Source organism: Bacillus sp. 2175 (assembly GCF_057812155.1).
The window spans coordinates 2987962-3002882 of record NZ_CM173819.1; the positions used below are offsets into that span (position 1 = coordinate 2987962).

Here is a 14921-nt window from a genome sequence, read left to right on the forward strand (position 1 = left end):
TAAGACAGCTCTGCCGAAATCACAGAGGTGCCTTTCTATCAAATCGTATACCACTCCCTCGTTGAGTTTTAGCACTGTATAGCATAGGTTTTTATAACCAGCTACATTAAGAAGGGCCTTAATCCGACCGTTCCTGTTGACCCATTGGCGTCTCTCGACATTTTTGGGCAGCAGCGTTTCTCTATACAGGAGCCTCACCTAACAAAGTTTATTGAATTACTTCAAAATTTAAACCAGAATTTAATATTTGTCAACTGACTTTCAATTCCATTTATAAAAAAATCTTTTATAGAAAATGAAATTATATTTTATTATAAATTTAAAATTCCCCTTAAAAAACATAGAATTCAAATAGATTTAATTCGAAGAAACGTAATAAAACATATGAAACTTATTATTTTTAATCAAATTCCAACTTTATAACAAAAGATGAATAATTAGTCATTCTGTATACAAAAAGAACATTCACAAAAAATCTTCTTTTATGATTAAAATCTTCTTTACTGTTTATCAAATTTATATGGTTAAACTACTTAATCAAACGATACACTACAAGTCAAAAATATGTACTTATACAGAATGATTACAGACATTTTTTTATATCATTTCTCAAAGGACTATAAAGCAATAAAACAAATAAAATTAGCAATATGGTTGCTTGACAAGCAAAAAAAATATATTTATGCTTGCTACACGAAACAAACACATAAAATTTATATTGCTTAACCTGTTAGGTGAGGCTCCTATGCAAACACAGGCTATTGCCCAAAAATGTCGAAAGACGCCAATGGGTAGAACAGGAATTGTCGGATTAAGGCTCTTCTTAAGATAGCTAAGTAATGAATTTTCATTACTTTACGTTGTATAGTGCCAAAGCTCTACTAGGGGGGAAAAGCCTTATTTAGTCATGCCATTTTGAATCCCTCTAGTTACATACTAGGGGGATTTTTGCGTAAAAAACAGGGAATAAGTGATAGAATCTTTCTAAACAAAAGTCATATTTAGTAATTGACGAGAACAAGATTCTATTCATTAACAAATGTAATATTATGTTTTGTTTTAAATCAGGAGGATATTAAAATGAAAAAAATATTAAAACTCGATTATCTATTGCTCCTTCCTCTATTCATAACATGTACTTTAGGCATTATCATGATGTATAGTGCAAGCTCCATTGTCGCTGTCCAACATTACGGTTATAACAGTAGACATTTTGTTGATTCTCAATTAACAAAGCTACTTTTAGGAACAATAGGATTAATAATTTGTGCTTTACTCCCATATGAAATATGGAAAAAACGAATAGTCTCAATCTGTATTATGATTGGGGGGATTTTTTTATTAATTATGGTTTTATGGAAAGGAAAAGTGGTAAATAATGCTCAATCATGGATCTTTGGAATACAGCCAGCTGAATTTCTTAAATTAGGAACAATACTTGTAACAGCCCGTTTTTTTGCATTGCGACAAGAACAAGCTAAAAATAACTGGAGTGGTATCGGAAAACTTTTATTTTTTTTAGCTACAATTTTTTTTCTTATCTTTAAACAACCAAATTTAGGATCTGCACTTTTAATATTAGGTATAGGTTTTAGCATATTTCTTTGTTCAGGAATAAATATAAATCTACTAATCAAAAGAACTACCATCGGTTCTATTTTATGGTTACCTATTTTATATTATTTGATTCAATATAGTTTATCAGCAGTTCAAAAGACACGTATTACTACGATTTTCAATCCCTTTCTTGATGCGCAAGGAAATGGATATCAGCTTGTAAACTCTTTTATTGCCATTGGCTCTGGAGGAATCACTGGTCGTGGATTTGGAAATAGCATACAAAAAACAGGGTATCTTCCGGAACCACATACTGATTTTATAATGGCAATAGTTTCTGAAGAACTAGGATTTATTGGTGTATTTATTCTATTGGTGGGAGTTTTGACTATGGTACTTCGCTCCTTAAAAATTGCACAATTATGTGTAGATCCATTCGGCAGTTTTATAGCAATTGGTATAGGATGTATGATTGGTATGCAATCAGTTGTAAATTTAGGTGGTATTACGGGACTATTTCCTCTTACAGGTACTCCATTTCCATTTGTAAGTTTTGGTGGAAGTTCTTTAATGGTCAATTTAATAGCAATAGGAATATTGCTTAATATCTCAATTTTCAATAAAATAAGACATTCTCCTTTTTAAAATCTATTGTACTATAGTCATTTTTGTTACATTTAGAGAGATTATACAGGCTTTCATAATGATTTGATCAAACTGTAGATTTCTTAATTTTAGACGAACATTTAAAATATTTTATAGCATAGAATAGACAGTATACAGTAGACACCACTAATATCTACTAGGTGAATAAAAAAGAAGGAGAAAATAAATGACTCTAAATATAAATAGAGTATTCCCACGTAATTGGTATGCTGTGAGTTATGCAAAAGATATAAAAAAGATTCCAGTAAAAAAAAGAGTTGCTGGCAAAGATTTTGTATTATATCGGGATGAAAAAGACGAAGTTCAGGCCCTATCACCTTACTGCCCTCATCGTGGCGCTGACTTATCACTGGGACAAGTAGTAAATGGTAAACTAGTCTGTCCCTACCATGGTTGGGAGTTCGATAGTTGTGGTACTTGTGTAAGAATTCCATCCCAACCCAATAAACCTATCCCGAAATTTGCTCATACCCTCTCATACCCTGTAAAAGAAAAGATTGGGTTGATTTGGATATATCCTGATAATGAGGAAACTCCACCTGAATGGCAAACTTTTCATGTAATGGAGAACACTCCTTTTAAACTCTCTTTCTTCCACGCCACTTGGAATGCACACCTTACTCGATCAATCGAATCTGTGCTGGATATTGCTCATCTTGCTTATGTACATAAAAAAACGATTGGTAGAAAAACAAAAGCCGAATCAACCAATTATAAGCTGGAGGGAACACTGGATCAGTTTATATTCTCAAATGGTGATGCTTACCTTGAATACAAATTCCCACATCAGTGGATGCTTCACAGTGGCAAACAGGAGAATGAGTCATTTATTCAGTACATTACGTTTACACCAATTGATGAAGAAGAGACATTAATTATGGGATATACCGGAAGGACATTTTTAAAGTACTTCCCTTTACTAGACCAAATTTTAGCTAAATTTAGTTTAAGAGTACTAAAAGAGGATCAAATTATTGTAGAAAGTCAACATCCTAGACCTATACCAGAAGCTTTAAAAATGGAGGCCCATGTTCATGCAGATATGGCTCAAGTTCAGTTTAGAAAACGTTGGTTTCAGTTTTTACAAAATGGGTCTTGTTTTTCACTTGATTCAAGGCACGTAACGCAGTATTAAATATAGGTGTAGTGATGTTGATAGACGTGGATGCTACCCCATCGCCATCAAGCTAAAATTTTATAGTACCCCCTGAACCCAATTTTGTACTAACTCGTAACAAAAAATCCCTTCAAAAAAAGAAAGGCGCCTATGCACCTTTCTTTTGTAATTCATTCTCACTCTCTTAGCATTCAGAATCCCTTATGAATCACTTTAATGCGTCATTGTACGGACCTAATTACTCTTTAAAAAAGTAATAATTTGTCTCCTTACTTTTCAGTAACATATTTCCTCTTATTATTAAAAATAAGTCGTTTCTGCTTAATATTTTTACTATAACTCTAACTAGTGCTAACCAAAGGATCATAATAAGCCAAATATAATTTATTAATCACGTTTAAAGTACATAAGTCTGCACTGATTGAAAATGCAGAACCAGCATTAATATCGTTTAGCGTATTTCTAATCCGCTAACGACTTAAATCACCTTATTTCACTCTCTTCGGTAAAGCTGAGCCTGAATGTTCAATTACTAGATGAACATAAACATTAATGTCAGCATTACTAAAATAATTTTCACCTTGATCCCAATTCTTACTTATTTTCTTCCATTCTTTATAATTATTCCGCTTATATACTTCTCCTAATGCTAATACATCCACCTTATATTTTTTTGAACAAGCTGTATTGATTTTTGAATCCTTTGCTCCATCTCTTTTGAAATATCCTTCGTTAAGCGTTTTTTATCTCCATGCTCAAATGTTTTCAATTATTTTTGTTTCTCCAGATTTATTATAGAATCTTTCATCTAAAATTAGTCTGTTTTACCAGTTAACATAGAATTTGACAGACGAATAAATTCTTCTTTGCGATCTAAAAAAATGTATGTGCAATAAGAGTTATGTTTAACATTAACAAAACACTTAATATAACCAATAAACCATACACCCAAAATTTACTTCTTCATTGAAAAAACAACATTTTTAGCTAGATATAGTAAGTTATTTTAGGATGAAAAATTTAAAATATCTATCTTTATATACAGTTCAATATATTACTACAATTTTAACAAAGGACCACAAGCAATTGTAAAAGAGAAAATGAAAAAACAAATTAAGTTTTACCCTATACAATCATTAAAATATATTAAATTTATTGTTTAATTACCAATAAGAATTTCATAAAGAAAGCACAGACTTATTAAGGCACATATTTATCTAACCTACATAAAATAAAGATGTACAATTGCCTACTTTATGAATTTTTTATAATGATATATAGAAAGGATTCATTAAGTTATGTTTGTTGGGAAATAGCATTTATATTTCTTCTAAAATAAACAGGGTACAAATTGCACATATCGGCCTGTTTATTTTAGAGAAAAGTTGTTTATAAGTAGTTCTTTTCTTTAAAAGAAGGAACTACATTTTTTAAATTAAATTTCTAAATGAATAAATTTAGCACGAGAAAGGAATTGAACTTATGTCTAATTTAAATTTCATTTCTGATCAATTTGCTGCAATTCTTAAAGGAAAGAGTAAAATAAATCAAGGTGGTTGTTCGGTGTCTTTTCACCGCAATTTTAAGGTCCTGGTTCAAGGAAAACCAAGTGCCTATGTAGTTCCCGTCGGAGTAAGTTTTGAATCGTTGGATCAAAATGGCAATGCATTAAATTTAGGAGAAATCGCGGTTCTACAAGAAGAGATCCCTGCATTTATGAAATCAATTGTACAACAAGGAATTATTGTCAGTGCTTTACATAATCACTGGTTATACATGAATCCCTTAATTATGTATATTCATATCCAATCGGTAGAGCACCCGTTACATTTTGCAAGAAAATTGGCAAATTCATTTTTATCGTTAAGCAGCTATCCGGTTACTAATAACGAAGGGCAATAATTTATCTACAATCATAGATATAGTAATAATATGTACCAGACTCCATGCACGTTGCGCTTGTATAAATAGTATTATCTAATGTATCTTCTTCCGTTATTACTCCTCCTTTTGGAACCTCACAATTTTACAAAATACGAAAAATGACCGATATACCCTCTTCTTCGTTATCTATACCCTGAATATTTTATTTACCATACGCTGCCCGTATAAACCTTGATAGTAGGGTGAAATCTCCATTAAGTCCCATTGAACCTGAACCTTGTCCAAAAGCACTTAATGGTATATCCCCCTCGCATGGCTGCGATTTAAGACCTATATATTGTCTTACATTTTGTAAATGCCAATTAAACTCAGGACTATTAGTCACTACTCCTTGTCGATTCTAATACAATAGATTCACCCCATTTATCCGCTAAAATCCAATGTAATGGTGGAGTAACTCCTAAAGCAGGTAATGGTACCCCCAAAAAGGAAATACTAGCTACAAATTTCTTTAACTCTTCAACAGATTTGAATTGTGTCTTTCGAAACCAGAAGAAAAGCCAATAGATTTCTGAAAACTGGGCGTATGATTTGATATTGTAAAGCCCTCAGGCATCAATTTGTTCATCACCTATCATCATGTATCCCTTGGTTGAAACCATCAGCTTTTCTGTACCTCTTCCCAGTCGATAGCTCGAAAAGTTATGGGTGTTGAGCTCAACTTAACGACGACGAGAGCTGCTCCCCAATTAGTGATGAAACCCATTATCACATTTCGTATCATGTGGCATAGGTCCATCCAAGGAATCCAGAAAGGCAACGGCCTGTTTGAGGTTCCTCAAAAATAAATGCGCGAGATCCATAGAAAACCCGTTTCGAACCACAACGCGCATAATTGTCACTGCTTCTAGGTCTGGAGGCAATGGATATGCGGGTACTTGCCAGCCGAACACACGCAATTGTCGAGATAAATCATAAAGGTTCCAGTTTAATGTGTAACCTTTTTTCAGTTGCCAAGCGAAAACCGGAATATCCGAACCATCGGACAAAAGTTCGAATGGTTCCATCTCCTGAATTGCCTTGCTAAGAAAAAGAGCGACCTTTTGAGAAGCCCTTTGGACATCATAGTACCCACTTTTCCCCAAACGCAGGTAATTGTAATATTGTAGAAGCACTTGTGCGCCAGGACGTGAAAAATTCAAGGCAAAAGTCGGCATGTTCCCGCCTAAATAGGAGACGCGGAAGATTAAATCATCAGGGAGATCATCAGCTTCCCGCCAAATTATCCAACCCAAGCCAGGGTAGACTAATCCATATTTATGTCCGGATACATTGATGGACTTCACCCTCGGCAACTGAAAATCCCAGACTAAATCTGGTTGAAGAAACGGTGCTATAAATCCGCCCGAAGCCGCATCTACATGCATAGGAATGTCCAGTCCCGTTCTCTCCTGTAAATCGTCCAACGCTTTTGCAATGGCGGCAACCGGTTCGTAAAGTCCGGTATAAGTCTCACCGAGAATCGGTACCACACCAATCGTATTTTCATCCACGGCTGCAAGGACCCCTTGAGGATTTAATCGGGGATGCTCAGGGCTAACCTTCACATAGCGTGGTTCAACCTCCCAATAGTTCGCAAATTTTTCCCAAACGACTTGAACAGCAGAACTAAACACAATATTAGGCCGATCCACCGGCTTACCCTCTCTTTTTCGTGCATTTTGCCAGCGTCTCTTTAACGCAAGCCCCCCGAGCATACAGGCTTCCGACGATCCAGTTGTTGAAACGCCCATAGTTGTAAGGGGGCTGGGGGAATGCCAGAGGTTGGCTAAAATGCGGACACACCGCTCCTCAATTTCAGCTGTCTGTGGATATTCGTCCTTATCAATCATGTTCTTATCAAATGATTTAGCATATAAGTGCTCTGCGGTAGGTTCCATCCATGTACTAACGAATGTTGCAAGATTCAAACGTGCATTGCCATCAAGAGTCATTTCATCATGGACGATTTGATACGCTGTTTCTGGTAACATGCCTTCATCAGGCATGTGAAAGCGCGGAACGACTGATTCTCCTTTGCGGGCAAAAAGAGGATTTATAGAAAATTCGGGAGGCAGCTCCATTTGCACGTGACGCGGTAGATATTGTGGATTATCTGGCATAACCTCTTTTCCTTCATATGTATCGTTTTGCACTTCTTCTTTTCGATCCTGCGGCATACTAGTCCCCCTTAATTAATGGTTTAACAAATATATTATTTACAAAAAAACATTTGCTAAACCAAGGGACAATTCTAATAAAAGGTGATGCCATCATTCAAAATAAAGGAGTATAGTTTTTGATTATAAAATAGAAATTGATTTATATTTTAATGAAAATATTGAATGTTTTTAATATAATTATTGAGTTATGTATTTATAGAAACTTAAGAGGTATGATTATGGAGTTTATTACTTTTAAAGTAATTTGTATCTTTTTATTTTTAATGCTTATGACTTCTATAGAAGTTTTAGGATATGGAGTTCAACTTGTTGGGGCGAAATTAGCTTTAGTTGCATCGGCTTTTGCTAAATATAATATTATGTCTTTAATTGCTCGATTTTCTAATATGTTTCAACAACCATTTACTGTTTCTTTAGTTGATAGTACAGCAAAAAATGGTAGATTAGAATTACTAATTAAACAATTAGATTTTTGTTATTAGATTCTACTATGGGAGTAATACTTGGAGGGATTATTAGTACCATTTTTTATGAAAGTTCTTTCTAAAGCGCTAATACCATTGTCAAAAGATGATTCGTTTTTAAACATGTTCAAATTAATATGTTCACAAAAGAATTGATGCAACGTTAAAAAGAATGAGCCCGGTACAATACCGGACTTATATTCATACAACCGCTGTATTTTTCTGTTTAACTGTTGGGATTCAGTTCATAATGAAACATATTTTTACATAAAAGACTTTCGTATATAAATTTTTCAAATGATTTATTAGCGAATTGTTGACCAATATCACTTTTTTGAGTGAGTAATTTTTTAGATTGATGATATAATGAATTTTGTTCGTTTCTTTTATGTAAAATATTCTAGTTTTGCATTAGGAAAGAACTGTTTCATATAGGAATACAGATAGTTTTTTATATCCTCTTCTTCTTCTTTTTGATAAATGTATTTTCCGATTCCATATTTCCCCCATTTATACCTTCTTTTCTCTTCATCTAATTCTAGTTTTGTCATCGGGTAGTTTTTTTCAATTACTCTCTTAGCTGGCTTTGTAAAACGATGTTGAATAAATTCAAATGTAATATCATCCCGTGCATCAAGAGGTAATTCAGCATTTAGGCGTTCAAACATATGATAGTATCCTTCCTTCCAGCCTTCATGCAGGTAAATAGGAGCTACAATGAAACCAAGAGGATATCCAGCTCTAGCTACTTTTCCTGCTGCCTCAATTCGTTTAGCTAAGGGAGAAGTTCCTGGTTCAAAGTTTTTAATCACATAATCAGCGTTTACACTAAAGCGAAATCTTGTTTTTCCGTTATGTTTAGCATCAAGTAAATGATCTACATGGTGGAATTTCGTAACAAATCTCAATTTCCCATATTCAGATTCTCCAAAATGCTCAATGGCCCGTTTAAGGGTATGCGTTAAATAATCGATTCCTACAATATCTGAAGTACACGACGCTTCAAATCTTGTTACTTCAGGTGCACGCTCTTTCATGTATTTATCAGCAGCATCTAAAATTTCTTCAACATTTACATACGTTCGTATATAAGGCTTACTTCCCATCGTTGTTTGTAAATAACAATAATGACAATGTCCCATACATCCCGTCGCAAAAGGAATTGCATACTCTGCTGAAGGCTTGGAAGTATCGAATTTCAGTGTTTTTCTAACACCAACAACCAGCGTGGATTTTGCTACTCGATACCTTTGAAAATCGTTATCCCCTGGCAAATCTCTTACTTGATTATGGGAAGTAGTATGTCGAATTTCAACATCCATCTTTGAAAACTTCTCAAACAGCTCTTTCCCCAAAGGATAATCCAATGCTTTCGGTTCAAAATATACGAGCTTAGGCATAAATGGCTTATTCATTCTAACATCCCCTCTGAAATATCACCATAATAGTAAGTGTAAGCTTGGTTTGCCTCATCTTCGGTAGCATATATAGCCATCTCATTTGTTAGTGGATAATACGTTTCGTAAAGAAATAGTGCTAATTCATTAGGTCTTTCAGGATTATTTACAACTGCTGCAGCTTGTATGTTAGCTACGTCTTGAGTATGAGGATTTCGGTAAAAAATATAAACAATGTCACCAGCATGATACGTATTACTTTCAGAAGAAAATTCCATTCCATCACCATCTCATTTCATAAAATTCAATGCTCACAGTTTTACTTTCTAATTTCCTTGTAGTGTAACTATTTAATTACATTGATAATGATTACGTCATACAAACATATTTTGAAAAATGAATAATAAATGTACTCCCAAAAAGGCAAGCATATATCAATGCTTGCCTTTCGTTCTAACGACGATGTTCAACAAGATCGATTACACCTAAAACGACGTGTGCTAAACCAAAACCAAATACTGTATTTGCAATCATTTTATTAGTTCCACGAGTTTGTTTAAGAGCATAACCTGCTGCTGTCACTGCTGTACCTAAAGCTGTTGGAATTAATCCTTCACGAATGTCCACAGTGATGCCTCCTTGTTTCGTAGTTAGTAAATTTGTTTTAATGACTCGAAGTAAAGTATTAAAACAAGTATTAGTATTTTTCTTTTTAATAAAATTATGTGAAATTTTTATGAATAATATTTTAAATCCATAACAGCTATAAAGATTGAAAAAATTATTAATTAACAAATAAGAAAATATCTTCAAAACGTATTTTCTTATGAAAATTTTATACCTCAGACAAAAAAATCTTTGCGAAAATTCTCTCCATAAAAAGTGCTCCTAAATTTATATATATAGGAGCACTTTTTATGAAACACTATTCTTTATTTGCTTATGAACCACTTTATTATAATAACCATGCTTTACAACTTGCCTAAAATCATCTACCTCGATATCCATTCTTTCCGCAATATCTACAACAATTGTATTTTGTAAAACATTCACCACAAATCCCATTAATTTCAAATTATGATTTTTACGATATGAAAATTGAACGTAATCCCCAAGTGTTACTTCTTTATTATGTTTCATTTGGCGCCCCCTAAATTATCGATAATTATACAATAGTTTCCCCCTTTTTTACTTCTACATACGGGGTCACCAGTTTATCATTTTAGCCAATTCATCTCCCACCTACTTATTTTACGTTCCTTGAGGAAGGGGCATGCCCATCAACTTAAGGATAGAAACTCTACGGTTTTCCATTAATTGAAATGAACAAACTTTTAAACAGTATAATCCTCTTAAAAATGAGCATACGAAATAAACCCTAACGGGTTTCATTTTTTTCTTATGCAGCTTTCTTTTGTTTTCTCAATCCATTATACTCATAGACAACACCCATAATATCAAAGATAGTTTTCTTCTCATATCGATGGGATTTCCGGCCATTTTTCTTTAGTAGGGTAAACAGGCGGATTAAAACCTTTGTTATTATACGGGTGTTTCTCTGTATCGCTTGATATAACAGGGATAGATGATCTTGAATCATCCCAATTGCTTTATATTCGCTTAGTTCTCTTTTGTGCTTTTGCAACAGAAGTTGGCGCATCTTAAACATCGTGGAAGAACATATAAAAATGGCAATGAGTTTTCCATACACATGGCATTCTAATCGCTCTTGTTTGATAGTTTGCCAATGATGAATTTGAAATAGAGATTTCCACGTTTTAAATATGATTTCGATCTGCCAGCGGAGGGAGTAAAAATCATGGATTTGTTCCATCGGAACCACTTCCCAAGGCGTATTCGTAACATATATGTTGATACCCGTTAATCGTTTACTCTTTTCTGAAAATGTAATCCCCTTTTTACTTTCGGTATAGCTTTGTTTTTTTCTACGTTCCAGTATTTGTTCCTCTGTTAATCGGTAGATAATTACTCTTGTAAATAATCTTTGATTCTTGCCAATATACGACTCTTTTATTTCATACGTTTGTCCTGGTTTTAACGTGTGCATAATGTTCTCTAAATCAACTTGGATATACTGTGACTGTTTTTTGATTGTCCCATTTCGAAAGTATTCTGGAAATGGATTTTTCGTATAGACGGTATGGTTTAACTTAAGTCTTGATATATAGCACACGCCACGTTGATCCATTTGATCTAAGTCTTCCAATGAAAAATATCCTAAATCACGAATACACAGATCACCCGGCCGTAAGGTATCTAAGCAATCTGTTCCAAATGTTTTATCATTATTTTTTCCAGGACCTACCTGGAAGTTTAAAAACTGTCCGCTGTGTAAGTCATATTCTAATTGAATCTTGATACCTGCAGTTTGTGCACAACCACCTGACCCAGGATATACATGTGCTAAATGTTTCGGTACTTGGAAAATCGTCGCATCTAAAATACGGATTCGTTGAAAATACGTGAGTGCTGCACTTGAAATGGCTGATGTTTTACAAAGTTTACTTTTCCATAATGCAGAAAAAATATATTTCAAAAATTCAACCGCTTTTTTATCAAAGCGTTTATTGAGTCCTTCTGGACTCATAAGAGTGCCTGTGGCGGCGTGTAATTGACTGCATAGTCGAACGAGAGAATCACTCGCTGTACGTTGACTGACCCAGATACATATGGTAGCTAATTCATTTCCTGAAAACTTTCGTTTTCTTTTTACAAAACCTAATTCTTTAGCGAGTTCTTCCAAAAGAGAAGGGGTTAAATGACGATACAGCTCTTCAGAAAATAGTTGTAATTCATCTTGAATTGAAAGATTCATAAAAAATGTCATCCTTTCTAGCTAGCTTTTTAGAAAGAATAACGTTTTTTGACACTTGGGGGTAGTGCAAATTCTTAAGTTGATGGGCATGTGAGGAAGGGGTCTTCTTGGCTAAAATGATAAAAAAAGACAAACTCTCCAATGTGAGGAGTTTGTCCAAAACCATGATTTCTTTAGTTTAACAATATAGAATTCAGTTCCGATAAGAATCTTTCTTTTTTCCATATCCCACGGTTTTTGCATCGATACTAACAATAGTGGATTAGAATAATGACTTAATACTTGCTAGGACAGTAAGAATACCTATAATAATGACAAATACATTGCTAGATTTCCCTTTGTATTTAGCAAGTACTGATACTTTATGGATTGCATACATTGGTAGTATACATAAGATAGCAGCAACTAGCGGACCGCTAAGGGCATCAATGATTCCAAGAATACTTGGATTTGTATAAGCAACATACCAGCATGTTAATACGACAAAAGTAAGAATCATTGTCTTAACTGTTTTTTCTCCTATATCTTTCCCACGTTTTTTACTGGACTTGATAATCATGTCACGCATTACCTCATACGCTCCTATATAATGACCAAGGAAAGACTTTGTAATAGCCACAAATGCAATGATAGGAGCTGCAATAGTGATTACTGGCGAATTAAGCTCATTAGCAAGATATGATAGGATTGACAAGTTCTGTTCTTTTGCCACCTTAAGATCATTTGGAGTCAAACTTAAGGTACTGCTCCAAACAAAGAACATAACAACTACGAATGTCATAATATAACAAACTTTTTGTATTTGAGCACATTTAGCATCAGTAGCATCTATTCCATACGTAGCTCTCTGTTTCATAACAAATGACGAAATCATAGGCGAATGATTAAACGAGAATACTATGATTGGAAGTATCATCCATATCGTTCCTAAATATCCCGTTCCTGTTGAAGCAGTAGAAACAGCTGAAAAACTAAGCATTGACGTATTCCACTGTGGAATCAAAGATATTGCGATAAAAAGTAGAGAAGCTATAAAAGGATACACTAGCATGCTCATGATCTTTACAGTTATATCTTGACCAAAATTTAGTATAGCGATAAGACCGAGTACTAAAACAAGCGATAAAATGGACCTTGGAGGCTCCGACATGTGCAATTGATGCACGATAAAGCTACTAGCGGTATTTGTAAGTGCGACCGAGTACATCAGCACGATCGTATAAATGGAGACAAAATATACAATATTAAAAATGATACTTGCCTTATTTCCAAAATACTCTCTTATTGTACCTGTAATCCCCTCATCGGCAGAGTTCGAAGCGTAAATCATTTTAGCAAGCGCCCTATGTGAATAATACATAACAGGATATGCAAGTATGGTAATTAACAGCAATGATAATAAACCACCTGAACCTGCATTAATCGGTAAAAAGAGTACTCCTGCTCCAATTGCTGTTCCAAAAAGGCTCAATGCCCAGGTAGTATCCTGTTTATGCCACTTTTTAGGGTCTAGATATTTCTCATTTTTTACTGCAGTGTTATCAGCTTGAAATTCTATGTTTTTTGCAGTATTCCCATCCATATAATAATTCCTCCTTGTGTCCTATTCTTAATTCTCTTTTTAAGATATAGGAATATAGACCGTTCTTGAAAAATGAATAGCTTATATAGTGCCCCACAACGAATATCCCCCTTCTAGGTTAATAAAAATCAAAAAATTAGCGAAGCATCAACCTGAAGGGTTTGTTACCACTTATAAAATATTTTAATTATATAGTAGTATATTTTATTGATAACTTCCCCAATATACAGACATCCTTAGGCGAACAATAGAGTAAAGATTGTTAAAAACTTCACAATATATTCGATAACTTATTGATTTGATTGTTTCTCCCCAAAGATTTTATTTTTAATGGAAATTCCTGTAGGTGTAGCTGCAATACCACCTAAACCTGTCTCTCTTAATTCGCGAGGCATCTGTCTTCCAACTCTATACATGGCTTCAATCACTTCGTCAGCATTGATGAGATTGTTTACGCCAGCTAATGCGATGTCCGCTGCTGCTAAAGCATTTGCCGTTCCAATGGCGTTTCTCTTTACACAAGGAATTTCTACCAAACCAGCGACCGGATCACAAACTAAACCGAGTAAATTTTGTAATGCAATCGAAAAAGCTTCAGAAGATTGCTGTGGCGTTCCACCCGCAGCTTCTGCCGCAGCTGCAGCCGCCATCGCTGAGGCACTTCCTACTTCAGCTTGACATCCTCCATACGCTCCTGAAATACAAGCGTTGTTTGCGACTATCGTTCCAAATAACGCTGAAGTGAATAGAAAATGAATCATATCTTCATGACTTAACTGCAACGTATCTTTAATACTAAATAGGACTCCCGGAATCGTCCCACTCGCACCTGCTGTTGGAGTTGCACAAATAGCTCCTAATGCAGCATTTACTTCATTAACACCGATAGCACTTTGAATCCCTAACACCATCAAATCTCCAGAAAGAGTTTTCCTATTTTCTCGATAGTTTTTAATTTTTACAGCATCCCCTCCGGTCAAACCTGTTGGAGAAAATACACCGTCGCCCTCGATACTTTTATTTATTGCATGTTGCATAGTCGCTAAATTTCGTTCCATTTTACTCCATACTTCTTCATAAGAAGTTTTAGTTTGTTTGATTTCCTGTTCGATTGCTAATTCATAAATTTGCTTTTGGCTTTTATTAGCTGCATCCACAATTTCTTTTATGGCCATATACATATTTTTCACTCCTTA

At 34.5% G+C, this 14921-nt stretch carries 12 protein-coding genes, 3 pseudogenes and 2 riboswitches; of the genes and pseudogenes, 4 read left to right on the forward strand and 11 right to left on the reverse strand.

Going from position 1 to position 14921, the window contains the following annotated elements:
- Nucleotides 1-47: 47 nt before the first annotated feature.
- Nucleotides 48-213, reverse strand: a riboswitch (M-box (ykoK) riboswitch).
- A 506-nt stretch (nt 214-719) separates the two neighbouring features.
- A riboswitch (M-box (ykoK) riboswitch) is annotated at nt 720-896 on the forward strand.
- Between the two features lie 184 nt (nt 897-1080).
- Together ACXKY9_RS15550 and ACXKY9_RS15555 are read left to right on the forward strand one after the other, a co-directional pair.
- Entirely contained in the window at nt 1081-2202 is a 1122-nt protein-coding gene (locus tag ACXKY9_RS15550) for an FtsW/RodA/SpoVE family cell cycle protein (protein WP_000722113.1), read from the forward strand.
- Between the two features lie 187 nt (nt 2203-2389).
- Entirely contained in the window at nt 2390-3358 is a 969-nt protein-coding gene (locus tag ACXKY9_RS15555) for an aromatic ring-hydroxylating oxygenase subunit alpha (RefSeq protein WP_000174195.1), read from the forward strand.
- Between the two features lie 220 nt (nt 3359-3578).
- On the opposite strand, the pseudogene ACXKY9_RS15560 reads toward ACXKY9_RS15555, so the two are convergent.
- Both ACXKY9_RS15560 and ACXKY9_RS15565 read right to left on the reverse strand, forming a co-directional pair.
- Nucleotides 3579-3647: pseudogene (locus ACXKY9_RS15560) on the reverse strand (HXXEE domain-containing protein); the annotation flags it as partial.
- Nucleotides 3648-3828: 181 nt separating this feature from the next.
- Nucleotides 3829-4088: pseudogene (locus ACXKY9_RS15565) on the reverse strand (Ger(x)C family spore germination C-terminal domain-containing protein); the annotation flags it as partial.
- A gap of 734 nt (nt 4089-4822) precedes the next feature.
- On the opposite strand from ACXKY9_RS15565, the gene ACXKY9_RS15570 reads away from it, so the two are divergent.
- Nucleotides 4823-5242, forward strand: a complete 420-nt coding sequence (locus ACXKY9_RS15570; protein WP_000067578.1) for a DUF1259 domain-containing protein — start codon at nt 4823-4825, stop codon at nt 5240-5242.
- Between the two features lie 4 nt (nt 5243-5246).
- On the opposite strand, the pseudogene ACXKY9_RS15575 reads toward ACXKY9_RS15570, so the two are convergent.
- Nucleotides 5247-5763: pseudogene (locus ACXKY9_RS15575) on the reverse strand (linear amide C-N hydrolase); the annotation flags it as partial.
- Between the two features lie 210 nt (nt 5764-5973).
- Entirely contained in the window at nt 5974-7443 is a 1470-nt protein-coding gene (gene gad / locus ACXKY9_RS15580) for a glutamate decarboxylase (RefSeq protein WP_001135435.1), read from the reverse strand.
- A 221-nt stretch (nt 7444-7664) separates the two neighbouring features.
- Here gad and ACXKY9_RS15585 point away from each other — a divergent pair, with 221 nt between their 5' ends.
- A complete protein-coding gene (locus ACXKY9_RS15585; protein ID WP_000394421.1) occupies nt 7665-7928 on the forward strand; it encodes a lipid II flippase family protein in 264 nt (87 codons plus the stop codon).
- A gap of 368 nt (nt 7929-8296) precedes the next feature.
- On the opposite strand, the gene splB is transcribed toward ACXKY9_RS15585, so the two are convergent.
- From splB to sdaAA, 7 genes are all read right to left on the reverse strand, one after another.
- Nucleotides 8297-9325, reverse strand: a complete 1029-nt coding sequence (gene splB, locus ACXKY9_RS15590; protein WP_001039641.1) for a spore photoproduct lyase — start codon at nt 9323-9325, stop codon at nt 8297-8299.
- Nucleotides 9322-9585: a transcriptional regulator SplA gene (locus tag ACXKY9_RS15595; RefSeq protein ID WP_000396091.1), complete on the reverse strand. Its 264-nt coding sequence runs from the start codon at nt 9583-9585 to the stop codon at nt 9322-9324. The genes splB and ACXKY9_RS15595 overlap by 4 nt, the downstream gene beginning before the upstream one ends.
- A 175-nt stretch (nt 9586-9760) precedes the next feature.
- Nucleotides 9761-9934 carry a hypothetical protein gene (locus ACXKY9_RS15600; protein WP_000354585.1) on the reverse strand — a complete coding sequence of 58 codons (174 nt, stop codon included), beginning with the start codon at nt 9932-9934 and terminating at the stop codon, nt 9761-9763.
- Between the two features lie 288 nt (nt 9935-10222).
- Nucleotides 10223-10447, reverse strand: coding sequence for a DUF2187 domain-containing protein (locus ACXKY9_RS15605; RefSeq protein WP_000682214.1), 225 nt, complete (start codon nt 10445-10447; stop codon nt 10223-10225).
- A gap of 259 nt (nt 10448-10706) precedes the next feature.
- Nucleotides 10707-12143: an IS4-like element IS231C family transposase gene (locus ACXKY9_RS15610; RefSeq protein ID WP_001053969.1), complete on the reverse strand. Its 1437-nt coding sequence runs from the start codon at nt 12141-12143 to the stop codon at nt 10707-10709.
- Between the two features lie 262 nt (nt 12144-12405).
- Complete coding sequence (locus tag ACXKY9_RS15615) at nt 12406-13725, reverse strand: aromatic amino acid transport family protein (protein ID WP_000348954.1); 1320 nt, start codon at nt 13723-13725, stop codon at nt 12406-12408.
- 290 nt (nt 13726-14015) lie between these two features.
- Complete coding sequence (gene sdaAA / locus ACXKY9_RS15620; protein ID WP_000281776.1) at nt 14016-14906, reverse strand: L-serine ammonia-lyase, iron-sulfur-dependent, subunit alpha; 891 nt, start codon at nt 14904-14906, stop codon at nt 14016-14018.
- Nucleotides 14907-14921 lie beyond the last annotated feature (15 nt).

Excerpts from the sequence above, each read along its gene's own strand:
- ACXKY9_RS15550 (WP_000722113.1), top strand. The coding sequence starts at position 1,081 with ATGAAAAAAATATTAAAACTCGATTATCTATTGCTCCTTCCTCTATTC.
- ACXKY9_RS15555 (WP_000174195.1), top strand. The coding sequence starts at position 2,390 with ATGACTCTAAATATAAATAGAGTATTCCCACGTAATTGGTATGCTGTG.
- ACXKY9_RS15570 (WP_000067578.1), top strand. The coding sequence starts at position 4,823 with ATGTCTAATTTAAATTTCATTTCTGATCAATTTGCTGCAATTCTTAAA.
- gad (WP_001135435.1), bottom strand. The coding sequence starts at position 7,443 with ATGCCGCAGGATCGAAAAGAAGAAGTGCAAAACGATACATATGAAGGA.
- ACXKY9_RS15585 (WP_000394421.1), top strand. The coding sequence starts at position 7,665 with ATGGAGTTTATTACTTTTAAAGTAATTTGTATCTTTTTATTTTTAATG.
- splB (WP_001039641.1), bottom strand. The coding sequence starts at position 9,325 with ATGAATAAGCCATTTATGCCTAAGCTCGTATATTTTGAACCGAAAGCA.
- ACXKY9_RS15595 (WP_000396091.1), bottom strand. The coding sequence starts at position 9,585 with ATGGAATTTTCTTCTGAAAGTAATACGTATCATGCTGGTGACATTGTT.
- ACXKY9_RS15605 (WP_000682214.1), bottom strand. The coding sequence starts at position 10,447 with ATGAAACATAATAAAGAAGTAACACTTGGGGATTACGTTCAATTTTCA.
- ACXKY9_RS15610 (WP_001053969.1), bottom strand. The coding sequence starts at position 12,143 with ATGAATCTTTCAATTCAAGATGAATTACAACTATTTTCTGAAGAGCTG.
- ACXKY9_RS15615 (WP_000348954.1), bottom strand. The coding sequence starts at position 13,725 with ATGGATGGGAATACTGCAAAAAACATAGAATTTCAAGCTGATAACACT.
- sdaAA (WP_000281776.1), bottom strand. The coding sequence starts at position 14,906 with ATGTATATGGCCATAAAAGAAATTGTGGATGCAGCTAATAAAAGCCAA.